This window comes from Campylobacter sp. (assembly GCF_030528245.1).
Lineage (GTDB): Bacteria > Campylobacterota > Campylobacteria > Campylobacterales > Campylobacteraceae > Campylobacter_D.
This window is the reverse complement of record NZ_JAUMZG010000026.1, coordinates 1-20,596: the sequence shown is the minus strand read 5'-3', so window position 1 is coordinate 20,596 and position 20,596 is coordinate 1. Positions and strand designations below refer to the sequence as shown.

The window sequence follows — 20,596 nt, the reverse complement described above, 5'->3', positions numbered from 1 at the left end:
CTTCACGCAGAGCACCTTCACGCAGAGCGTGCAGACTCAGGAGGCGACGCAGAATTTTGGGCAAAAACAGGAGAATTCTCACAAAGAAGGCGGAGCGGAGGATTTGAATGCCTTGGTGAAGGATTTGCACAAGATCCATCAAAATCAGGGCAAAAATATCAGCGCAAAGGAGACCTTGCAGTATTTTTCTCAGGATTTGAAGGAGGCGGTGGAGCAGTATAAGGCGCCCATCAGTAGGCTCAGCATCACGCTCAATCCGTCAAATCTAGGCGAGGTGGAGGTTACCCTCATACAGAGGGGGACGAATCTGCACATTAATTTCAACTCCAACACCAACGCGATGCAGATCTTTTTGCAAAATCAGGCTGAATTTAAAAATTCCCTTGTCAATATGGGCTTTACGGGGCTTGAGATGAATTTTAGCGATCAAAACAGAAAAGAGCAGCATCAAGAAAAGAGGCGTAGCGGCTCTGGCGGACTGAGGGAAAGGCTCGAAAATAAGGACGAGGAAAAAATGAGTCTGGAGCTCGTTTTGGCGCGGTATTTTTGAGTGGAACGCTTATTGCTTAAAAGAAATGATCAAATTTAAAGGAGTCTGAGATGGCGATAACGGCAGCGGATTGGAAGAGTGGAAGCACCAATTGGAACGAAACGAAGCAAAAAGAAGAAAACTGGAATCCAAACCTCAACTGGCAAAACAAGCCCAGCGATAATGTGGCAAAGCCCGGTGCTAGCACCAATCAGGGCAATCCGGGGGCCATGCTGGATAAGGATGCCTTTTTGAAGCTTTTGCTCATAGAGATGCAGCATCAAGATCCCACCGATCCTATGGACTCTGATAAAATGCTCACGCAGACCTCGCAGCTTGCCGCTCTTGAAATGCAGCAAAATACCAACAACGCCATGCAGAAAATGGTCGATACGATGAATAAGCTCTCAAGCGCCATGGGCACAAGTCAAAGCATAGGTGCCTTAGGAGCTATCGGTAAAATGGCAACCGTTGCAGATAACAAAATCAAGCTTACAGGTCCCAATGAAATCATCACGCTTAAAATGTATCTGCCAGAGGTCTCAGATGATAAGGGCGTAAGATTAGAAATTTACGACGAAAAGGGCAAGCTTGTCTTCAACGAAAAAAGCAACGAGGGCAAGGAAACTCCGAGCGGACTCTTTACAATGGAGTGGCCGGGTAGGAATAATGATGGCGTTTATGCGGGTGATGGGAACTACACGGTGAAAATAGTCTATAACAACAAGCAGGGGCAAAAAATCACCGCGGAGTATGGGACCTACCCTGTGGAGGGCGTGAAATTTAAGGATGGCGTGGCCTATGCGGTTATGGGTGGGGAGGAGGTGCCTTTTGATCGAATCGCTAAGATCACGGACTATACCCTAAGCTTTGGCGTGGGCAGCTCGGGAGAAAGGCCTGAAGAGGGGCCCGGAGAAAATCCCAGCAAGCCTACGAACAAACCAAGTCAAGCGGATAGCACCCTTCCCGCAGGAAAGCCAACCCACACTTAAGGCCTGACGATGATGAACGCATTTTATAACGGAATCGCCGGAGCGAAGACGAATAGTTTTGGCATCGATATCAGCGCGAATAATATCGCCAATGTCAATACCATGGGCTTTAAATACTCCAACGCGCAATTCAAAGACATCTTTTACAAAACCGTAACTTCGCAATCAACCAACCCCGCCCAAGGCGGATACGGCTCAGTGCAGGCCGCGTCGAGAGTGGTTTTTGAGCAAGGCTCTCCGGTGATGAGCGATGGGGAATTTGATGTGGCCTTGCAGGGAAAGGGCTTTTTTGGCGTTTTGGGGGCCGACGGCCTGGCCTATTACACGCGCAATGGGACATTCAGGCGTGATGCGGGGGGGCATTTGGTCGATTCTTATGGGAATTTCGTGCTAGGGACGATGAATCCTAGCTTTGAGGGCGTGGATTATAGCGATAGGGTGGCGGGACTGATGGGGGACTATCTCAACACGATGCAGCCCGTTAGTCAGGGCTTTACGGTGAATTCTAACGAGGACTTCACTTTGGGGGCAGTGGGGGGGCAGAGCGCCCTGAGAGTGCCTTTGAATATGTATCTGGCCCCGATGGTAACGCAAAATGTCAAGTGGAGTGGGAATTTGAGCACGGACATTCAAACCCAAATCGTTACTGTGGATTTAGACCTTGCTAAGATCAAAGTCGAGGAGACCGGGGATGGCAAAAAAATCATCAGCGGAAGCGTCAACAGGGATGAAATTTTCAGCGCCAAAAAGGACGATAGGATACTTTTGACCTTCACGGATAAGGACGGGGTGCGGAAGAATTTTGAGGCAACCTTGGATGAGAATTTGAATTTTAAAAGCAATGAGCTTGATCTTGGCGGACTGGATGCGACCAGCGCGAAGCTTAGTGCCGCGCAAATCGCCACCGAGCAGCAAAAAAGCAATAGCGATGTGCTTGAGTCCCCCCTTTACAATGCCGATGGGAGCAAAAGCACACTGAGGATAACTTTGGAGAGGATTTTGCCCCAAGTGGGCGATGAAATCAAATACAAGGCCGTGGCGCAAATTTTCAACGCAGAGGGCGAGGCTGTGGGGGATGCGACAGAGGGGAGCATGACCTTTAACAAAAACGGCGCCCTCTTGCAAAATGACATTCAAAGCATCACCAACCCCGATGGCGCAAGCATCAATATAGACCTAGGAACGCCCTATGACCCCAACAAACCGGGCTCAGGCTACAGTGGAATTTATGTCCTAGCGGGCCGAGAAAAAAACATCATCACCCAGCAAGACGGCGTGGCGGAGGGCTTTTTCAACCAATACAGAATCACCGAAGACGGGGCACTTTTGGCGCAGTTTAGTAATGGTCGCGCGATGACAGTAGGGAAGATGGCTCTGTATAATTTCATCAACGAAGAGGGACTGATGGCTGTGGGGGATAATATCTTCGCCGCTACGGGCAATAGCGGGGAGGCTAGCTTCATCGTCAAAGATGGCAAAATCATTAATACAGCTAAATTTAGGGGCGGATTTTTGGAGCAATCGAATGTAGATTTGAGTGTGGAGCTTTCTAACCTCATCGCAACGCAAAAGGCCTTCGATGCGAGCTCAAAAAGCATCACTACAAGTGATCAGATGATCCAGCGTGCGATCAACATGAAAAAATAGTTAACCCATTTTGGTTAGCATTTTTGCATTTTAATAAGAAAGGAAGAGAATGAAAAAGATATGGATTTTGACGGCGGCTTTGGCGAATTTTTTACTGGCTGCTGTGAATTTAAACACGGCAACGCTTGAGGAGTTAAAAAGCATAAAGGGCATCGGCGAAACCAAGGCTAAGGCTATCTTGGAATACAGGCAGGAGCAGAATTTCACAAGCGTCGAGGACATCAAAAAAATCAAGGGCATCGGCGAAAAAACCTTCGAAAGCATCAAAGACTCCATCACTGTGCAATGAGCCTTGTGGGCATTGATGAGGCGGGGCGTGGGGCGTTGGCTGGCCCCTTGCTCATGGCGGCTTGTCAGCTGCAGGGCAGGATCACGGGGCTTACAGACTCCAAGAAACTTAGCGAAAAAAAACGCAAAGAACTCTACGGGCAAATTCTTAAAAATTCCCGCTTTCTCATTTTAGCCTTTTCTAACGATCAAATTGACAAAATGGGGCTTAGCAAGTGCCTGCAGAGGGGACTTGAGCTCATTTGTGCGCATTTTCCAAACAGCCCCAAACTTTACGATGGTAATACAAATTTCGGCATCTTAGGCGTGCAAAGCCTCATCCGGGCGGATTTGCAGGTGGCGCAGGTCAGTGCGGCCAGTATCTTGGCTAAGGTGAGCCGCGATGAGATCATGCGCTTTTTGGCCCCAAAATTCAGCCGCTATCACTTTGAAAAGCACAAGGCTTACGGGACGAAGCTGCACCGAGCATTGATCGCAAAATACGGCATTTGCGAACTACACCGCAAGAGTTTTAAGTTGCTTTAATGTTTCCTAAAAGTTTCCCTTCTTTGTTTTAATTTGGGCAAAACAAAGGAGAATTTTTGCTTAAAATCAGAGCCCTGAGTAAAAATTTTGGCCATCTTAACATCCTCAAAAACATCCATCTTGACATAAACGAGGGCGAATTCATAAGTCTAGTCGGCGCGAGTGGGAGCGGGAAATCCACCCTGCTTCGCATCATCGCTGGGCTTGAGAGCGCTAGCAGTGGGGAGCTTTTTTTGCAAAATGAAAATTTAAGCAAGCTGAGCATCAGGGACAGAAATTTCGCCATGGTCTTTCAAAACTACGCCCTTTATCCGCATTTGAGTGTGTTTGAAAATTTGAGCATGCCCCTGGTGGCCAGGGCGAGCTGGAGGCGCAAATTGCCACTCTCTCAGGCTCGCAGGGCCTTCAAAAAGGAGCTAGAGTCCAAGGTCCGTGCTGTGGCGCAGAAGCTTCAAATCGCGCACATTCTAGCAAAAAAGCCCGCAGAGCTTTCCGGGGGGCAGTGTCAGAGGGTGGCTTTGGGTCGGGCTATCATCAGAAAGCCGCGCATTTTTTTGATGGACGAGCCTTTGTCAAATTTGGACGCCAAGCTTCGCATCCACACGCGTGGGGAGCTAAGTGCCATCCATAAGGAGCTCAAAAAAACTTTCATTTATGTAACGCACGATCAAAGCGAGGCGATGACGATGAGCGATAGGATAGCCTTTTTGGAGGGGGGTGAGCTTTTGCAGGTGGGTAGGCCGCAGGAGCTTTATAATGATCCCAGCCATCTCAAGGTGGCTCAATTCATAGGAACGCCGACCATCAATACCTTCAACATCAAGCTTCGGGGGGAATTTTTTGAATTCTCTAAGGATGCAAAATCAAAGGTCCTAGCCCTAAGGCCTCAGCATTGCTTTTTACAAAAAAACGGCCTCAAGGCTCAAATTTTCAACATAGAAAACATGGGCAACGAGGTCTTCATCTACAGCAAAATTCTCATCAACGAAGCCGATTGCGTCCTGGTCCTAAGGCCCTGCGAGGCGGAAAATCACCACTTGGGCGATTGCATCGAGGTGGGGTTTGATTTGAGCAAGGCCTTATTTTTTGACGAGGCCAGCAAAAGAATCTCCCTTCAAATTCGGGGCCTGCTGTGAGAAATCCGCTTTCTAGCTTTTTGTGCCTGAGCCCGGCCCTCTTTTTGCTCTTCGTCTTTCTCATCGCTCCCATTTTTTGCGTTTTTGTTTTGAGTTTTAGCGATTACAATCTAGGCTCTGAGGACTTCAACTTCGTGGGCCTAGAAAATTACAAGGCCCTCTTTTCGGACGCGGTATTTTTCACCTCGCTCAAAAACACCCTCCTCTATGTCATCCTCGTGCTACCCCTAAGCATAGTCGGCGGCCTACTCATCGCTCTTTTGATCGAGAGCAGGACGGAGGGGAGGGCGCTTTACCGTGCGTTATTTTTTCTGCCCGTGCTAGCCACTCTCATCGCGATGAGCTTGGTTTGGGAGTATATTTTGCACTCCGAGCTTGGAATTTTTAATCAAATTCTTAGCCTTTTGGGTCTTAGCGGGAGGAACTGGCTCTCAAGCGAGGATACGGTGCTAGCAACCCTAGCCGCCATAGGCATCTGGCAGCAGCTTGGCTACAATATGATCCTCTTTGGCGCGGGACTTTTGAGCATACCGCCCTTTTTGTATGAAGCGGGTAGGCTTGATGGGATGGGCAAATGGGGACTTTTTTTCAAGATCACCCTCCCTCTTTTGACGCCCGTGATGTTCTTCGTCCTCATCATAAACGCCATCAAGGCTTTTCAAATTTTTGACACCGTTCACACCCTTACCCTAGGCGGCCCGCATCATAGCAGCGAGGTTTTGCTTTTCACGATTTATCAGGAGGGATTTATGTTTTTTAGGAGTTCCTACGCAGCGGCGATGTCAGTGATATTTTTGCTTTTCATCCTAGCCTTGAGCCTAGCGAAGATGTATTTTTTCAGGAGGGCATGATGCTATTTTCTTTGGCGCGTCATTTGGTTTTATCCCTTTTGGGTCTTGTTTTTTTCTTCCCTTTTTTGTGGATGTTTTTAAGCAGTCTCAAACATGAAAACGAAATTTTTCAAAACACCTTCCTCCCCCACAAAATAGCCTTTTGGGAAAATTACACCAAGGTTTTAGATACCGGGCTTTTGATGTTTTTATGCAACGGCGCCCTGGTTTGCCTTGCGATTTTATTGTTGCAAATTCTCATCGCCTACCCCTGCGCCTATGCCCTATCCAAGCACGAATTTATCGGCAAAAGAGTGGTTTTCAACCTCATCGTGCTCTGCCTCCTCATACCCACCCAAGCCGTTTGCGTGCCGTGGTATTTGATGATGCATAAATTTGGCTGGCTGGATAGCTATGCGGCCTTGATACTGCCCTTTAGCATCTCTGTTTTTGGAATTTTTCTCATCCGCCAATTCATCAACACCCTCCCCACCGACCTCATTTACGCGGCAAAAATGGACGGGCTTAGTGAGTGGAGCATCATTTGGCGCATTATTTTTCCGCTGACCCTGCCCGCCTTTGTTTCGTTTGGAATTTTTTCAGTCGTAGCGCACTGGAACGACTATTTTTGGCCCCTCATCGCCGTAAGCTCTCCGCAATACTTCACACCGACCCTTGGCATCGTGGGCTTTAGAAATAACGAAGCGGGGATCCAATACGCCCTTTTGATGGCGGCTGCTTGCATCGTCATCCTGCCCCTCATCGTGGGCTTTTTGCTCGCACAAAAACGCTTCATCCAAGGCGTAGCCCACACGGGGATCAAATAACTTTGAAAGGACAAAAATGAAAAAAATTTTAACAATCTTGGCCCTGTGCTCACTGCTACAAGCAAAAACGGAGCTTGTGGTTTCTTACGCTTATGCTTGGTTTAAGCCCCTGCACGAAAAGCTTAAGGAGGAATTTGAAAAGCAAAATCCCGACATTAGCATCACTTTTTTGGCGCCGACTCAAAATTATGAGGAGCAAAGTGCGCGTCTTTTGAGGGAGAAGGTCATCAACAAATTGCCCGATGTGAGCTTTAATTCTTACGCTTATTTGCCGACCTTGGTGGATAAAAATATCCCCCATGAGCTCCATCCAAGCAATGCGCAGGACTTTGGCGAGGGTATCAAAACCACCACGCTGGGGGGTAAAATTTACGCCCTACCCTTTGCGATCAGTATGCCCGTAACCTACTACAACGAGGACTTGATAAGACAGGCGGGCTGGGTGGGGGAGCTGCCAAAGACTTGGGATGAAATTTTCGCCCTCTGCGAGAAAGTAAATGGGCTTGAGGGCAAGAGCTGTATGTATTTTGCCGAAACGGACACTTGGCTGATTTTAGCCCTAGCGCTTCAACGGGGGGGTGCGCTTTTAAACGCCCAAAACAAGGCCGATTTTAGCACGCCTGCCTGGCTGGATACCTTTAAAATTCTTAGCGAATTTCACAGCAGGGCCAAGATGCCCTCGGTGAAAAAAAGCGAGGCTTTGACCTCTTTTAATGCCGGAAATTTAGCCCTGCTCGTGCAAACCTCTGCGGCCCTGGTGCAGACAGAAAAAGCGGTGAATTTCACGCTCAAACTGGGAAAATTTCCTCAGGTCAAGGAGGGCGGCAAACTGCCAGTAGGTGGCTCTTTGGTGATGCTAACCAGTGATAAAAACAAAGAAGCGGCTCTAAAATACATCGACTTTGTTACGGGCTGGGGGAATCAATTCGTCCCGCAATTTACAGGCTATATGAGTGTGAATTCCAAGGCGCACGCACAGCTTGGGGAATTTTACGCGCAAAATCCTAACGCAAAAGTCGCGCCCTCCCAACTGCCCCTGCTCGTGGAGTGGCCTTCATTTCCCGGAAACAATGCCCTAAAGGCGACCAATATTTTATGGCTGAGCGCCGAAAAACTCCTGCTTGGAAAAAGCACAGACTATGAGGGCGTGGCGCGAAAGGCCACCGAGGACATCAATAGGATCTTGCCTTGAGGATCTTTTTTGACTTTGATGGGGTTTTGATTGATAGCTTAAAATTATGGGAAAAGGCCTGCGAACATGCGGCCTCAAAGATGAATTTTCAAGGAATTTTTCCACAAAATCCCTACGCGAAAATCAATCCTGTCTCGCATAAATTCATAGGAGAGAGTCTGGGCCTAAATGGGGTGGAATTTGAAAAATGGGCGGATGCTTATTTTTTAGAGCATTATAGGCAGCTGAGTTTTTTTGAGGGCACGGAGCGAATTCTTGCCGCTTTGAGTGAGGAATTTGAGCTTTACATCCTGAGCGCTAGCAGTGAAATCATCGTCAAGAATGCCTTAGAAAATGCGGGATTTTTGGTGTATTTTAGGGGGCTTTTTTGCGGACAAAATAAGGCTGAGGTTTTGATGCGTTTTGGAGATGGTGCGTCCGTGATGATAGGCGATGCCATCAGTGATGTCGAGGCGGCCTTGAGGGCTGGGGTTTTTTGCATAGGGGTGCTTTGGGGCTGGCAGGATGAGGAGATGCTGCGGCAAAGCTCTGTCTGCGTGAAAAATCACGAAGAGCTTGAATTTCAAATAAGGAAATTTTATGAAAATCATACAAATGACTGACTTGCACTACGGCGGGAAAAATGAGGCGATTTATCACAAAGAGCCCGCGATGATGCTGCGCTTAGCGATAGAGGATATCAATAAAAATCATGGCGATGCGGATTTTGTTTTTTTGACCGGGGACTTGGCGCATCGGGGCAGCGTGGAGGCTTATGCGTATTTGAAGGAGGACTTGGACGCTCTTGCTATGCCCTATTATTTGGTTTTGGGCAATCACGACAGCAGAAAAAACGCCCTGAAAATTTTTGAAAATTTAAGAGAGGATGAAAACGGCTTCATACAATACGCTTTGGAATTTCAAAATGAGGTTTTTTTGATGCTAGACACCCTGCAAGAGGTGGGGCACGGGGGTGAGTATTGCGCGAAAAGAAGGGCTTGGCTGAGGGGACAACTGGAGCGATATGGGGGCAAAAATATTTATCTTTGTCTGCATCATGCGCCCTTTGCAACGGGACTTAGGGCTATGGATAAAATAGGGCTAAGGCAGGAGGATGCGGAGGATTTATACGCTATTTTGCAGCCCTATGATGGGGTGAGACATTTGTTTTTTGGGCATTATCATAGCACGATGTGCGGGAGGTGGGGGAAATTTTCTTTTTCATCGCTTAAGGGTATCAACCATCAGGTGCGGTTGGATTTTCAAAGCGAAGATGAGGTTTTTATTGAATTTAGAAATCCAGAATACTCCCTCATTCTCATTGAAAATGAGGTGCTGAATGTGCATTTTAGGGATTTCAGTCATCAAAGTCAAGCGCTAAGGGAGGACTAAAGCCCCACAGCGCTTAGGGTTTGGTATTTATTCATATAAATTTGCGCTTCAATCTTGCGCATCGTATCCAAGGCCACTTGAACGACAATGAGCACCGAAGTGCCCCCGAAATAAAACGGAACACCCATAAATTTCACCAAAACCCAAGGCAGGGTCGCCACGAGGGCTAGGTAGATAGAGCCTGAGAGGGTCAGGCGGGAGGCGACTTCGTTGAGGTAGTTTGCCGTGCCCTCACCGGGACGAATGCCGGGGATGAAACCGCCTTGCTTTTTGAGATTTTCGGCAATATCCTTAGCGTTGAAAACGATGCTCGCATAAAAATAAGCAAAGAAAATCACAAACAAAAAGGTCAAAATGTGAAAAAAATAGGAATTTGGATTGAGAAAATCGTTGATCGCTAGGATGTAGGGGTTCGTGCTGGTTTGCAAAATGGTCGCGGGAAACATCAAAATCGCACTGGCAAAGATCGGCGGGATGACCCCGCTTAAATTTACCTTAATGGGAATGTAGTTCATGATGCGCTTGTTTTGATTTTGCATCACGACCTTGCGTGAGTAGGAAATGGGAATCCTGCGCTCCCCAAGCTCCACGTAAATAATCACGCCTATGGTTAGCAAAATCAGAACAAAGATCGCAAGGGCGGTTAGAAAATTCATTTCGCCAGAATTGATCTGCCCGACGGTGTGCGAAATGGCTGAGGGTATGGTAGAAACGATGCCCGCAAAGATGATGAGGGAGATGCCATTGCCCACGCCCTTTTGCGTGATCTGCTCCCCTAGCCACATCAAAAGCATGGTCCCTGCTAGCATAGAAATCGCACACAGGGCGATGAAGGTGTTCAAATCCTCCACCATGATGGCACTCGCCCCGCTGCGCCCATGGAGGCTTTGGAGTCCTATTGCCACGCCCACACTTTGCACTAGGGTGATGCCTATGGTGGCGTAGCGGATGATTTGCATGTATTTTTGCATACTGTCGCGCTCTTTTTTCATCTTGCCGATATTGGGGAAGGTCGCCGCAAGAAGCTCCATGACTATCGAGGCCGTTATGTAGGGCATGATCCCCAAAGAAATGATAGAAAAGCGCTCGGCCGCTCCGCCGCTAAAAACATTAAAAAGCCCTAGGGCGTTGTTTTGATTGCTGTTGAAAAATTCCGCGATCACATCGGCATTGACGCCGGGGACGGGCACATAGGCCAAAACCCTATAAGCGAACAAAAACGCCAAGGTGATTAAAATTTTACTGACGAGGGGCCTATTCATCATTTTAGTCCGCTAACGCTGATATTTTCGTCTTTGATTTTAGCCTTTAGATCTTTGGCGCTTTTGCCGATGAGCTTGATTTTGTCGACGGATTTTGAAATTTTATGCACAGATTTGATGCTATCAAGGGTAATTTCGCTCAAATTTTTTACCGCCGTAATCCTTTCAACATTGATAACATAAGGCTTCTTAACCCTAGAAGTAAAACCCACCTTTGGCAATCTCCTTTGAAGCGGCTGCTGTCCGCCCTCAAAGCCCCTTTTTTCATTGTAGCCCTTTCTTGCGGTTTGACCCTTGCCACCTCTGGTGGAAGTCTTACCCATGCCGCTACCCTGACCGCGACCCACTCTTTTAATCTTTCGCGTTGAACCCGCTGCTTTTGTTAAATTCATCATCATCCCTTTAGCATTGTCAAAGCCTTGATAGTGGCGCGCACTACATTGGCGGAGTTGTTTGAGCCTAAAGATTTCGTCAAAATGTCCTTAATCCCCGCAAGCTCCACGATAGGACGCGTAGAGCCGCCCGCGATGACGCCCGTCCCCTCGCTGGCAGGCTTGAGCAAAATTCTACTCGCATTGTATTTCACCTCAACATCGTGAGCGATGGTCGAGCCCTTCGTCTTAACCTCGATCATATTCTTAAAAGCATCATCCACGGCCTTACGCACCGCATCGGGCACTTCCTTAGCCTTGCCATAGCCCACGCCCACAAGTCCCTTTTTATTACCCACGATCACCAGGGCCGTAAAGCGGAATCTCCTACCGCCTTTGACGACCTTAGTCACCCTGCCGATATCAACGATAACCTCTTCAAATTCTTCTCTATTATAATTTTGCATACCCTCTCCCTTACAGCCTGATGCCATTGTCTCTTAGCGACTGCGCTAATGCCGCGATAACGCCGTGATAAACATAGCCATTTCTATCAAAAACGCCCTGCTCGATATTTTTGGCTTTTAAAATTTTCGCAAATTCCGCAGCGATTTTAACTGCTCCCTCTTTGTTCGCCCTGACATTAAGCTTGCGCCCATTAATGGCGGCTAGGGTGTTGTTTTTCACATCATCGATGGCTTGGATGTAAAGCGTTCTGTTGGACTTGAAAACAGAAATTCTAGGATTTTGCTCACAGCCTGAAATTTTAGCTCTAATTCTTCTTTTTCTTTTAATTCTAAGACTGATTTTTCTCTTTAATACCTTTGCTCTCATGTCCGATCCTTACTTCTTAGAGGTTTTGCCCGCTTTGCGGATGATGCGCTCATCGGCGTATTTGACGCCCTTGCCTTTGTATGGCTCAGGCGGCCTGAATTCGCGGATCTGTGCAGCCACCTGTCCCACGACCTGCTTGTCGCTTCCCTTGACGATGACATTGTTTTTATCCACGGCGATTTCAATACCTGCGGGAATTTCGTAGTTAATAGGATGAGAAAAACCAAGACTAAGCTCTAAAACCTTACCCTTTAAAGCGGCTTTGTAGCCCACTCCGTTGATTTCAAGAGTCTTAGAAAAGCCCTCCGTCAGGCCAACGACAATATTATTAGCCAGGGCCCTGTAAGTCCCCCAATAAGCCCTACTCTGCCTATCATCGCCCTTTGGAGAAAAGAGAATTTGACCCTCCTTAATCTCAACATTTACATTTGCTTTTGTATCAAGCTCCTTTGCCAAATTTCCTTTTTTAAATTTAAGCAAAGTGCCCTCTAATTTTACCTCCACGCCATTTGGAATAGCGATAGGTTGCTTACCAATACGAGACATATTTTTCCTTTTTACTTGTCTAGGATATTTCTACTTTTTGAAAGAATGCATACCCAATGCCATAAAAAGCAGATTTACCAAATAGTACATAAAATTTCGCCGCCCACACCCGCTTTAAAAGCCTCATCGTTAGGCAAAACGCCACGACTTGTGCTAACTACGATAGTACCATAACCATTTTTGAAACGCCTGATCGCGTCCTTGCCCTTATACACGCGCCGACCCGGCTTAGAAACCCTTTTGATTTCATTAATCACGCTCTTGCCGCGCTCGTCATATTTCAAAACCACATTGATGAATTTTTTCTTGTCCTCTTCAACGACATTAAAGCTATCAATATAGCCCTTAGCTTGAAAGATCCCCACCAAGGCCTCCACGACATTAGAGTGCAAAAGCTTGGTCGTCTCAAGTCTTCTCATACCTGCATTTCTAATGCGTGTAAGAGAATCTGAAATTATATCGTTAATCATTTCTTCTCCTTACCAGCTTGCTTTTTTAAGGCCCGGGATCAAGCCTTCATTGCCCATTTTTCTAAGGCAAACCCTGCAAATTCCAAAATCCCTATAAACCGAATGCGGACGCCCACAAACCTGACACCTCGTATAGGCACGAACCTGAAATTTAGGCTTTCTCGCTGCCTTTGCTATCATTGATTTTTTAGCCATTTTGTCTTCCTTTTGCAAACGGCACACCAAAAAGCTCTAAAAGCTTTTGTGCCTCTTTATCATTTTGTGCCGTGGTAACGATGGAGATATTCATCCCGTGAGTGCGTAAAATTTTATCATACTCCACCTCAGGAAACATCAGCTGCTCATCAAGCCCAAAATTATAATTCCCACGCCCATCAAAACCATCCCTACTAAGCCCGCGAAAATCCTTCACTCTAGGCAGAGCGATGGAAATGAGCTTGTCGAGAAAGGCGAACATGTTATTTTTTCTTAGGGTTACCATCACGCCCACAGGAAAGCCCTCGCGCACCTTAAAACTCGCAACGGATTTTTTTGCCTTCGTGATGACCGCCCTTTGTCCTGCGATCAAAGAAATGGTATCGGCAATATTTTGCAGGACCTTCTGATCCTTAGCCAATTCTCCAGCACCCACACTAATCACAACCTTCTCAAGAGCAGGGATAAGCATAGGATTTTTAATATCAAATTCCTTTACCAAAGCCACTTTAATACTTTGATGATATTTTTCTTTCAATCTCATAGCCCTCTCCTAAATTTTCGCCACATTAGAAATATCCATAGGCATTTCTTTATTAACAAAGCCTCCATTTGGATTTTTCTCGCTGGGCTTGATAGCCTTTTTAGCGATTTTGCAACCCTCAACAACCACCTTAAGAGTCTTAGGATACACTGCTAAAACCTTGCCTGTTTTTCCCTTATCATCACCTGCGATAACCTTAACGCTATCACCTTTTTTAATTTTTAACTTCACCGCCATTACAATACCTCCGGTGCTAGTGAAACGATTTTCATAAAGCCACCATAGCGCACTTCTCTGCCAACAGGTCCAAAAATACGCGTTCCTACAGGCTCTCTTTTAGCATCAAGAATCACTGCGGCATTTTCGTCAAAGCGGATCAAAGAGCCATTATCCCTGTGAATTTCTTTTTTCGTCCTAACGATAACCGCCTTGACGACCTGACCCTTTTTGACCTTCCCGTTTGGCAGGGCTTTCTTAACCGATGCGACTATCACATCACCTATGGTAGCGTAACGCCTCTTGCTACCCCCCAAAACCTTAATGCACATTAATTCTTTTGCACCGCTATTATCCGCAACTGCAAGTCTTGTAAAACTTTGTATCATCACTCAGCTCCTGCTATTAATACAGATTTTAAGCGAAAAGCTTTTCTTTTTGAAAGCGGCCTGCACTCCACCGCCACGATCACATCTCCAACTTTAGCTTCATTTTTTTCATCGTGAATTAAATATTTTTTAAAGCGTTTAACGATTTTTCTATACCTTGGATGAACGACCTTTCTCTCCACCAAAACGCTCACCGTTTTTTCCCCAGCAATCTTCACAACAACGCCTTGAATTTCTCTTTTAAATGCCATAATCCATCCTTATCTTAAAGCGTTGATTGCTGTGTTGATTCTGGCAATGTCTTTTTTAACTTGACTAATTTCTTTAGGATTAGTAAGCTGCATTGTTTTTAGCTTTTGTTTTAGAGTAAATAAAAGCAACTTTTTCTCTTTTAGCATAGCACCAAGCTCGGCTGCGGTTTTATCTTTAATCTCAGTATATTTCATTTTGACTCTCTCTTGTAACGAATTTCGTCTTGAACGGCAACTTATGCATAGCCAAAGTTAAAGCCTCTCTCGCCATTTCTTCGCTAACGCCTGCCATTTCATAGATAATGCGTCCGGGCTTAATATTCATCACCCATTCCTCAACGCCGCCCTTACCCTTACCCATGCGCGTTTCTAAAGGCTTTTTCGTCAAAGGCTTGTCGGGAAAAACTCTAATCCAAGTCTTGCCCTGTCTCTTAACAAAGCGCGTCAGGGCGATACGCGCCGCCTCAATCTGGCGTGAATTTATACGCCCAGCCTCGGTCGCTTTGAGTGCAAATTCACCAAAGGTAAATTCTGTCCCCCTGCAGGCGTAGCCTCTGTTACGCCCCTTCATCATCTTGCGATATTTCGTTCTTTTTGGCATCAACATGATCATTTACTCCTTCTCGTGCGTCTTGTCTTCTTTGCAGCATCATCCTCATTTTTTTCAGCTTGGAAGCCCTTTTGTAAAACCTCGCCTTTAAAAATCCACACCTTAACGCCTATATTTCCATAAGTCGTCCTAGCCTCTGCAAAACCATAATCAATCTTAGCCCTTAAAGTATGAAGCGGAACACGCCCCTCAAGATACCATTCCGTTCTTGCCATTTCAGCTCCGCCCAAACGACCCGAAACCGAAACCTTAATCCCTTTCGCTCCCGCTTTTTGTGCGCCTTGAATCACTTTTTTCATCGCCCTTCTAAAGGCTATTCTTTTTTCAAGCTGCGTCGCAACACTTTCTGCGGCAAGCTGTGCCGAAGAGCCTGCTTTTCTTTCTTCTTTGATGTTAATATTGACATCCTTCCCAATCAAATCCTGCAATTCTTTCTTCAAAATATCAACATCGCTTCCCTTTTTGCCGATGATGATCCCCGGCCTTGCGGCCACTACGGTAACGCGAAGTTTTTTAGCCGTTCTTTCCACTAAAATTTGAGAAATCCCCGCGTAATAAAGTTTTCTTTTCAAAAAAGCCCTAATTTTATAATCCTCACCGATATTTTCTACCAAATTTGCCTTAGTGGGAAACCATCTTGACTCCCAATTTCTATTAATTCCCAGTCTTAGACCAATTGGATTTACTTTTTGTCCCATTTAGCTTTCCTTTTTTGCTATTTTTTTAGGCGTTGGAGCTTTTTCTGCGGGGGCCTTTTTTTCCTCAGGTTCAAATTTTTCCACCTCAACCAAAATGTGAGAAGTAGGCTTTCTAATGCGACTTGCACTTCCCCTAGCACGCGGACGAAATCTCTTAAGCACAGCCCCCGCATCAACACGGCAGCTTTTTACCACGACCTCATTAGCCTCAAAGCCACCATTTGCCACCGCACTCGAAATAGCGTTAGCGATGAATTTAGCGCCCTTATTTGGCATAAATTTCAAGCTCGCCATAGCAAGTTCAGCGTTCATACCCTGAACCTCTCTTGCGATAAGCCTCGCCTTAGTAGGAGATAATCTTATGAATTTAATCAATGCTTTACTCATAGCTTCCTCCCTACTTGCCAATCTTCTTTTGCACAGAGCCCTTATGGCCTTTAAATGTGCGTGTTGGCGCAAATTCGCCAAGCTTATAGCCAATATGATTTTCCGTGATATAAACGGGGATAAAAACCTTGCCATTATGGACATTAAAGGTTAGCCCTATCATATCGGGGATAATGGTGCTTCTGCGCGACCAAGTTTTAATCGGTTTATTATCATTAGCCTTTTTTGCTGCGATGACTTTTTTCATTACATGCTCATCAACGAAAGGACCTTTTTTTAGAGACCTAGCCATCTTATTTTCCTTTTCTTCTTGAAATTATGAGTTTATCACTAGCTTTTTTGCGGCGTGTTTTTGCACCCTTAGTTGGTTTGCCCCACGGAGTTACAGGGTGGCGGCCTGAATTTTTCTTACCCTCACCACCGCCGTGTGGGTGATCGACTGGGTTCATCGCCGAACCTCTAGTTTGCGGACGAATTCCTCTATGACGGTTGCGTCCAGCCTTGCCTATGGTAATGTTTGCCCATTCTTCATTACCAACCTCACCAATGCTAGCCATGCACTCTGCCAAAACCTGCCTCATTTCACCGCTTGCAAGTCTTAAAATGACATATTTTTCTTCCTTACCCATAAGCTGCGCGTAAGCACCTGCTGAACGAATCATCTGTCCGCCCTTGCCCGGCTTTAACTCGACATTATGCACTATGGTTCCCACAGGGATATTTTTAAGCTTCATAGCATTGCCCGGCTTTATATCAAGACCACCCTCAGCCGCTGAAATTTTGTCGCCAACTTTTAGCCCTCTTGGTTGCAAAATGTATCTTTTCTCACCATCTTTATAAGCGATTAAAGCAATGCGACAATTTCTATAAGGGTCGTATTCTATCGCCTCAACCTTGCCCTCAATGCCAAATTTACGGCGTTTAAAATCAATAATCCTATAAAGCTTCTTCGCTCCCGCTTCTTTATGACGGCTTGTAATGCGACCATAGCTATTGCGTCCTGCGTGAGCTGGAAGTTTGATAAGTAGTGAGCGAACGCTCGGCTTTGCCGTGATGTCTTCTGAACTTAATCCTGTAATGTATCTTCTACTTGGAGTATAAGGTTTATAAGTTTTAATCGCCATCTTAAGCCTCCGTATTTTCTAAACTGACGCCCTCAGGCAGCTTCACATAGAATTTTTTATAATCATTCCTCTGCCCCAAACGACCCTTAAAGCGTTTGACTTTTCCATTCATTTTCAAAGAATTGATGCTTTGAGGCGTTACGCCAAAATATTCTTTCAATACCGACTTCAAGCCCGTTTTTGTCATCTTTGGCGAAGTCTGGATGACAACCACGCCAAGCTCCTGCAAATTCAAACTCTTTTCCGTGTAGAGTATCGTTTTTATATCCGTAATATCCGCCATGATCATCCCTCTTTTGTAATCGATTCCAATGCCGATTTTTCTACAATCACCGCATTAAACACAGAAACCAAATAAGCATTGACCTCTGTCAAATCCACAACATAACAATTGGCTAAATTTCTATACGCAAGAAACGTTTTTTCATCCAGTAAATCCTTCACAATCAACGCATCCTTAAGCCCAAGCTTTTTAATCACCGCGTTTGCGTCTTTTGTTTTACCGCTTTCTATGGTTAAAGCATCGACTGCAAAAAGAGCATTTTTAAGCGCCTTATCAGCCAAAGCCCTCTCAAGTGCGAGTCTTTTCTGCTTTTTATTGACCTTTTGAAAATAATTTTTTTCATTTTTAGGACCAAAAGCAACCGCACCGCCGACCCAAACATTCGTCCTTGTCGAACCTGCTCTCGCACCGCCGCGTCCCTTTTGCCTCCAAGGCTTCTTGCCACCACCACGGACCTCGCTTCTGCCCTTAGTATGAGCGGTGTTTGCTCTTAAACTTGCAAGGTAAGATTTCACATACAAATAAAGATTATGTGGATTTATCTCTGCGTATTTTGAAGGCAAGTCAAGTTCGCCTGATTTCTCAAACTTTTCGTTTAAAACAACCACCTTACTCATTTTGCAATCCTCACTCTACCCATAGCACCGTTAAAGCCCGGCACCGCACCTTTTAACACCAAAATTTTATTTTCCGCATCGTAAGATACAAGCTCGTTTTTGACGCTCACCTTTGTATTTCCATAATGCCCAGCCATCTTCATGCCCGGCTGCACCCGACCCGGCCACTCTCTATTGCCGATAGATCCGTGCCTTCTGTGAAATCTTGAACCATGACTCGCAGGACCGCCGCCAAAATTATGCCTCTTCATCACGCCGCTATAACCGCGTCCTTTAGAATTGAAACTGACTTTTAAAATTTTCGCTTCATTTAATGGACTTTCATCTAAATCCCCAGCTTCAGTATTTGCGACCTCTAGGGTTGCGAAACGATTAAATTCTTTTGAAAGATTGTATTTTTTTTGAATTCCAGTCACGCACTTGTTACTCGACTTGCCTTTAGAATAAGCCACCAAAGCCTTGTCCCCTTTCACCTCGCAAACCTTAGCGCTCACCACTCTAAGTAAAGTTACAGCGATGCTTGGATTACTTACGGTTCTACTCATTCCTATTTTCTCTACGATATATTCCATATTTTATCCTTTATTTTCCCATAGCCCTGACCTCAACGCTCACCTCTGGCGCCAAATCAAGTTTCGTCAAAGAATCAACCGTGTCGGGAGTAGCCGCTACAATGTCTAGCATCCTCGCGTGAATTCTCATCTCAAACTGCTCTCTTGAATCTTTATTAATGTGAGGAGATTTTAAAACCGTATAGCGCTTGATCTTCGTAGGTAGCGGCACCGGACCTCTAATATCCGCACCCGTTCTCTTGACAGCCTCCACAATCGCTGCAACTGTTCTGTCTAGTACTCGATGGTCATAAGCTTTAAGCTTAAGCCTTATTCTTTCCATAATTTTTCCTTTAAAAGAACTCGTTAGTTTTAGGCCAACCAAAAAAGCCGAAGTCTAATCAAACCATCATTTAAAAGTCAAGGAAATTTAGGAATTTTTTGCTTTTTTGTCCTTTTAATAGGGAAAAAATAGCAATTTCACCCGCGCAAATTCTCAGTCCCTCTCCCAAATGCGCAAAGGCTCCAAAGTCCTATTTTGCCAACGCAAACACGCAGGATTTGCATTAAAGCGGCCATGAAATTTAAGCCTTAATCATAGCCGCTATATTTGCTTAAATTTTTCTTAATCTCCAGCCCCCAAGACTCCCACAGCCTCGCCCTGAATTTCACCCGCCTCCTCGCCTCACTCGAAGGCTTAAATTCCATCCCACAATGACTATTGGGCTTTTACTTTACGGGATTTTTAAGCTTAAATTCACCCCATTCATTTTGATAAAAAAGTTCTCGGTTGTAGTGCTTTTCTATGATGCTCCAAAATTTAGCCTTGCTGATGCCCAAAAAGTCGCAAAAATCCTCCACGCATTTTTGGTCAAGATTATGGTCTTTTTCACGCACCGCTTTCACCGCCTCCTCCCTACTCATCAGTCCATAACGCACAAAGCGTGAAGCATAGTCGCAGGTCATCGCGTGGCCGAATTTTGGGTATTTCATCCACGAGTGCACGATGTAAGCACGGCTATCGACTTGGTCAAAATGATCAAGGCAGTGTGTGCGCTCCCACTCACCGCTAAGGTTCGTAAAGCCTCTACTTTTCGCAAAGATATAGTTAGAGTAAGAATTCCACGGGATGAAGTAGCTCAAATAAATCGGCTCAAGCTTATCCAAATCATCGCGCGCAGGGTCAAAGAAAAGCTGCAAATTCTCCTCTTTTATCTCATCGTCAATAAACTCACTCAAGTCCAAATCACTCGCCACCCCGTTGAGAAATATCCCCTTAGCGCTTGGCGTCTCCACCGCGTCCCCCCCGCCATATTCATAGCTCACATTTTCACCATAAACCAAAAGCGGCGTGTTGAATCTCAAAGCCATACCAAAAGGATAGCTATAAATGAGGCGGTCAATGAACCAAGTCGGTTTACCATATTTTTCAAAGGTTTTAAGCATCACCTTTTTTTGCGTTTTGATGTCGGGCTTTAGTGTGATCAAGTGGCAGCCAAATTCCTCGCTTAAATTGCGTAGATTTTTCCGCCCCGCCTCCGTCATCGCAAAATTATCCTCCACACTGAAAAGTACGGGATTCATCCCCAGTCTCTCCTTCATCATATGCACCTGAAAATGGCTATCCTTACCCCCACTCACCGCAATGGCACAATCATACTCAAATTGACCATTACGGCGGCGATGCTTATCACAAAGCGCTTCAAGCTCCCTAAAACGCGCCGCGTAGTCGGTTTTTTCTTTATTTTTGTGATTGATGCAGGCTGAGCAGATATTTTTCCCGCTCTCATCCACGCTAAATTTCAGTCCCGGCCTCGTATCAGGCATCACACAATAATCGCAATATTTCATTTTTTTCTCCTTTTCTATGTTCTTTTTAGCGGACGGAGTAAATCCGTCCTAAAAGAACCA

General features: G+C 45.7%; 33 protein-coding genes. 11 read left to right on the top strand and 22 right to left on the bottom strand.

Translation table 11 applies throughout. The features are described from left to right. From Q4A73_RS05585 to Q4A73_RS05535, 11 genes are all read left to right on the top strand, one after another. A partial coding sequence (locus tag Q4A73_RS05585) for a flagellar hook-length control protein FliK (protein WP_303206470.1) occupies window positions 1-550 on the top strand: 550 nt, incomplete at its 5' end. Between the two features lie 50 nt (window positions 551-600). After that, entirely contained in the window at window positions 601-1,521 is a 921-nt protein-coding gene (locus tag Q4A73_RS05580) for a flagellar basal body rod modification protein (protein ID WP_303206469.1), read from the top strand. Between the two features lie 9 nt (window positions 1,522-1,530). Then, window positions 1,531-3,168 carry a flagellar hook-basal body complex protein gene (locus Q4A73_RS05575; RefSeq protein ID WP_303206468.1) on the top strand — a complete coding sequence of 546 codons (1,638 nt, stop codon included), beginning with the start codon at window positions 1,531-1,533 and terminating at the stop codon, window positions 3,166-3,168. A 49-nt stretch (window positions 3,169-3,217) separates the two neighbouring features. After that, complete coding sequence (locus Q4A73_RS05570; RefSeq protein ID WP_303206467.1) at window positions 3,218-3,457, top strand: DUF655 domain-containing protein; 240 nt, start codon at window positions 3,218-3,220, stop codon at window positions 3,455-3,457. After that, window positions 3,454-3,981: a ribonuclease HII gene (locus tag Q4A73_RS05565; RefSeq protein ID WP_303206466.1), complete on the top strand. Its 528-nt coding sequence runs from the start codon at window positions 3,454-3,456 to the stop codon at window positions 3,979-3,981. The genes Q4A73_RS05570 and Q4A73_RS05565 overlap by 4 nt, the downstream gene beginning before the upstream one ends. Window positions 3,982-4,037: 56 nt before the next feature. Further along, window positions 4,038-5,117, top strand: a complete 1,080-nt coding sequence (locus tag Q4A73_RS05560; protein ID WP_303206465.1) for an ABC transporter ATP-binding protein — start codon at window positions 4,038-4,040, stop codon at window positions 5,115-5,117. After that, window positions 5,114-5,968 (top strand): carbohydrate ABC transporter permease, encoded by an 855-nt coding sequence (locus tag Q4A73_RS05555; RefSeq protein WP_303206464.1) that lies wholly within the window; start codon window positions 5,114-5,116, stop codon window positions 5,966-5,968. Before Q4A73_RS05560 ends, Q4A73_RS05555 begins: the two co-directional genes overlap by 4 nt. Beyond that, window positions 5,968-6,774, top strand: a complete 807-nt coding sequence (locus Q4A73_RS05550) for a carbohydrate ABC transporter permease (protein ID WP_303206463.1) — start codon at window positions 5,968-5,970, stop codon at window positions 6,772-6,774. Before Q4A73_RS05555 ends, Q4A73_RS05550 begins: the two co-directional genes overlap by 1 nt. Window positions 6,775-6,790: 16 nt before the next feature. Continuing rightward, window positions 6,791-7,966 (top strand): extracellular solute-binding protein, encoded by a 1,176-nt coding sequence (locus Q4A73_RS05545; protein WP_303206462.1) that lies wholly within the window; start codon window positions 6,791-6,793, stop codon window positions 7,964-7,966. Further along, complete coding sequence (locus Q4A73_RS05540; protein WP_303206461.1) at window positions 7,963-8,568, top strand: HAD family hydrolase; 606 nt, start codon at window positions 7,963-7,965, stop codon at window positions 8,566-8,568. The genes Q4A73_RS05545 and Q4A73_RS05540 overlap by 4 nt, the downstream gene beginning before the upstream one ends. Continuing rightward, the gene (locus Q4A73_RS05535; RefSeq protein ID WP_303206460.1) at window positions 8,546-9,337 is read left to right on the top strand and encodes a phosphodiesterase; all 792 of its coding nucleotides are present in this window, start codon (window positions 8,546-8,548) and stop codon (window positions 9,335-9,337) included. The genes Q4A73_RS05540 and Q4A73_RS05535 overlap by 23 nt, the downstream gene beginning before the upstream one ends. Here Q4A73_RS05535 and secY read toward each other — a convergent pair. The 22 genes from secY to Q4A73_RS05425 all read right to left on the bottom strand — a co-directional run bounded on the left by secY (window position 9,334) and on the right by Q4A73_RS05425 (window position 20,536). After that, the gene (gene secY, locus Q4A73_RS05530; RefSeq protein ID WP_303206472.1) at window positions 9,334-10,599 is read right to left on the bottom strand and encodes a preprotein translocase subunit SecY; all 1,266 of its coding nucleotides are present in this window, start codon (window positions 10,597-10,599) and stop codon (window positions 9,334-9,336) included. The two genes, Q4A73_RS05535 and secY, sit on opposite strands and share 4 nt — an antisense overlap. Continuing rightward, window positions 10,599-10,991, bottom strand: a complete 393-nt coding sequence (gene rplO, locus Q4A73_RS05525) for a 50S ribosomal protein L15 (protein ID WP_303206459.1) — start codon at window positions 10,989-10,991, stop codon at window positions 10,599-10,601. The genes secY and rplO overlap by 1 nt, the downstream gene beginning before the upstream one ends. Window positions 10,992-10,993: 2 nt before the next feature. Further along, window positions 10,994-11,437, bottom strand: coding sequence for a 30S ribosomal protein S5 (gene rpsE, locus Q4A73_RS05520; RefSeq protein ID WP_303206458.1), 444 nt, complete (start codon window positions 11,435-11,437; stop codon window positions 10,994-10,996). 10 nt (window positions 11,438-11,447) lie between these two features. Continuing rightward, entirely contained in the window at window positions 11,448-11,804 is a 357-nt protein-coding gene (gene rplR, locus Q4A73_RS05515) for a 50S ribosomal protein L18 (protein ID WP_303206457.1), read from the bottom strand. Window positions 11,805-11,813: 9 nt separating this feature from the next. Further along, a complete protein-coding gene (gene rplF / locus Q4A73_RS05510; RefSeq protein ID WP_289779298.1) occupies window positions 11,814-12,350 on the bottom strand; it encodes a 50S ribosomal protein L6 in 537 nt (178 codons plus the stop codon). 74 nt (window positions 12,351-12,424) lie between these two features. After that, window positions 12,425-12,820 carry a 30S ribosomal protein S8 gene (rpsH, locus tag Q4A73_RS05505; RefSeq protein ID WP_303206456.1) on the bottom strand — a complete coding sequence of 132 codons (396 nt, stop codon included), beginning with the start codon at window positions 12,818-12,820 and terminating at the stop codon, window positions 12,425-12,427. Window positions 12,821-12,829: 9 nt separating this feature from the next. Then, window positions 12,830-13,015: a type Z 30S ribosomal protein S14 gene (locus tag Q4A73_RS05500; protein WP_289774500.1), complete on the bottom strand. Its 186-nt coding sequence runs from the start codon at window positions 13,013-13,015 to the stop codon at window positions 12,830-12,832. Next, window positions 13,008-13,559 (bottom strand): 50S ribosomal protein L5, encoded by a 552-nt coding sequence (gene rplE, locus Q4A73_RS05495; protein WP_303206455.1) that lies wholly within the window; start codon window positions 13,557-13,559, stop codon window positions 13,008-13,010. The genes Q4A73_RS05500 and rplE overlap by 8 nt, the downstream gene beginning before the upstream one ends. Before the next feature lie 9 nt (window positions 13,560-13,568). Next, window positions 13,569-13,796 carry a 50S ribosomal protein L24 gene (rplX, locus tag Q4A73_RS05490; RefSeq protein WP_303206454.1) on the bottom strand — a complete coding sequence of 76 codons (228 nt, stop codon included), beginning with the start codon at window positions 13,794-13,796 and terminating at the stop codon, window positions 13,569-13,571. Next, window positions 13,796-14,164 (bottom strand): 50S ribosomal protein L14, encoded by a 369-nt coding sequence (rplN, locus tag Q4A73_RS05485; protein ID WP_289233365.1) that lies wholly within the window; start codon window positions 14,162-14,164, stop codon window positions 13,796-13,798. The genes rplX and rplN overlap by 1 nt, the downstream gene beginning before the upstream one ends. After that, complete coding sequence (gene rpsQ, locus Q4A73_RS05480) at window positions 14,164-14,415, bottom strand: 30S ribosomal protein S17 (protein WP_303206453.1); 252 nt, start codon at window positions 14,413-14,415, stop codon at window positions 14,164-14,166. Before rpsQ ends, rplN begins: the two co-directional genes overlap by 1 nt. A 9-nt stretch (window positions 14,416-14,424) precedes the next feature. After that, window positions 14,425-14,610 (bottom strand): 50S ribosomal protein L29, encoded by a 186-nt coding sequence (rpmC, locus tag Q4A73_RS05475; protein WP_289779303.1) that lies wholly within the window; start codon window positions 14,608-14,610, stop codon window positions 14,425-14,427. Further along, window positions 14,597-15,022: a 50S ribosomal protein L16 gene (rplP, locus tag Q4A73_RS05470; RefSeq protein ID WP_303206471.1), complete on the bottom strand. Its 426-nt coding sequence runs from the start codon at window positions 15,020-15,022 to the stop codon at window positions 14,597-14,599. The genes rpmC and rplP overlap by 14 nt, the downstream gene beginning before the upstream one ends. Window positions 15,023-15,024: 2 nt before the next feature. Next, the gene (rpsC, locus tag Q4A73_RS05465) at window positions 15,025-15,723 is read right to left on the bottom strand and encodes a 30S ribosomal protein S3 (RefSeq protein WP_303206452.1); all 699 of its coding nucleotides are present in this window, start codon (window positions 15,721-15,723) and stop codon (window positions 15,025-15,027) included. Further along, on the bottom strand, window positions 15,724-16,110 hold the full coding sequence (gene rplV, locus Q4A73_RS05460; RefSeq protein WP_303206451.1) for a 50S ribosomal protein L22: 387 nt from the start codon (window positions 16,108-16,110) through the stop codon (window positions 15,724-15,726). It abuts the gene before it with no gap. A gap of 10 nt (window positions 16,111-16,120) precedes the next feature. Then, the gene (gene rpsS / locus Q4A73_RS05455) at window positions 16,121-16,402 is read right to left on the bottom strand and encodes a 30S ribosomal protein S19 (protein WP_303206450.1); all 282 of its coding nucleotides are present in this window, start codon (window positions 16,400-16,402) and stop codon (window positions 16,121-16,123) included. Between the two features lies 1 nt (window position 16,403). Then, the gene (gene rplB / locus Q4A73_RS05450) at window positions 16,404-17,234 is read right to left on the bottom strand and encodes a 50S ribosomal protein L2 (RefSeq protein WP_303206449.1); all 831 of its coding nucleotides are present in this window, start codon (window positions 17,232-17,234) and stop codon (window positions 16,404-16,406) included. A 1-nt stretch (window position 17,235) separates the two neighbouring features. Then, window positions 17,236-17,517, bottom strand: coding sequence for a 50S ribosomal protein L23 (locus tag Q4A73_RS05445; RefSeq protein ID WP_303206448.1), 282 nt, complete (start codon window positions 17,515-17,517; stop codon window positions 17,236-17,238). A 2-nt stretch (window positions 17,518-17,519) separates the two neighbouring features. Further along, entirely contained in the window at window positions 17,520-18,134 is a 615-nt protein-coding gene (rplD, locus tag Q4A73_RS05440; RefSeq protein ID WP_303206447.1) for a 50S ribosomal protein L4, read from the bottom strand. Then, complete coding sequence (rplC, locus tag Q4A73_RS05435; protein WP_303206446.1) at window positions 18,131-18,706, bottom strand: 50S ribosomal protein L3; 576 nt, start codon at window positions 18,704-18,706, stop codon at window positions 18,131-18,133. Before rplC ends, rplD begins: the two co-directional genes overlap by 4 nt. A 10-nt stretch (window positions 18,707-18,716) precedes the next feature. Continuing rightward, complete coding sequence (rpsJ, locus tag Q4A73_RS05430) at window positions 18,717-19,028, bottom strand: 30S ribosomal protein S10 (protein ID WP_289779310.1); 312 nt, start codon at window positions 19,026-19,028, stop codon at window positions 18,717-18,719. 386 nt (window positions 19,029-19,414) lie between these two features. Continuing rightward, window positions 19,415-20,536 carry an N-acetyl sugar amidotransferase gene (locus tag Q4A73_RS05425; RefSeq protein WP_303206445.1) on the bottom strand — a complete coding sequence of 374 codons (1,122 nt, stop codon included), beginning with the start codon at window positions 20,534-20,536 and terminating at the stop codon, window positions 19,415-19,417. Window positions 20,537-20,596: the final 60 nt, after the last annotated feature.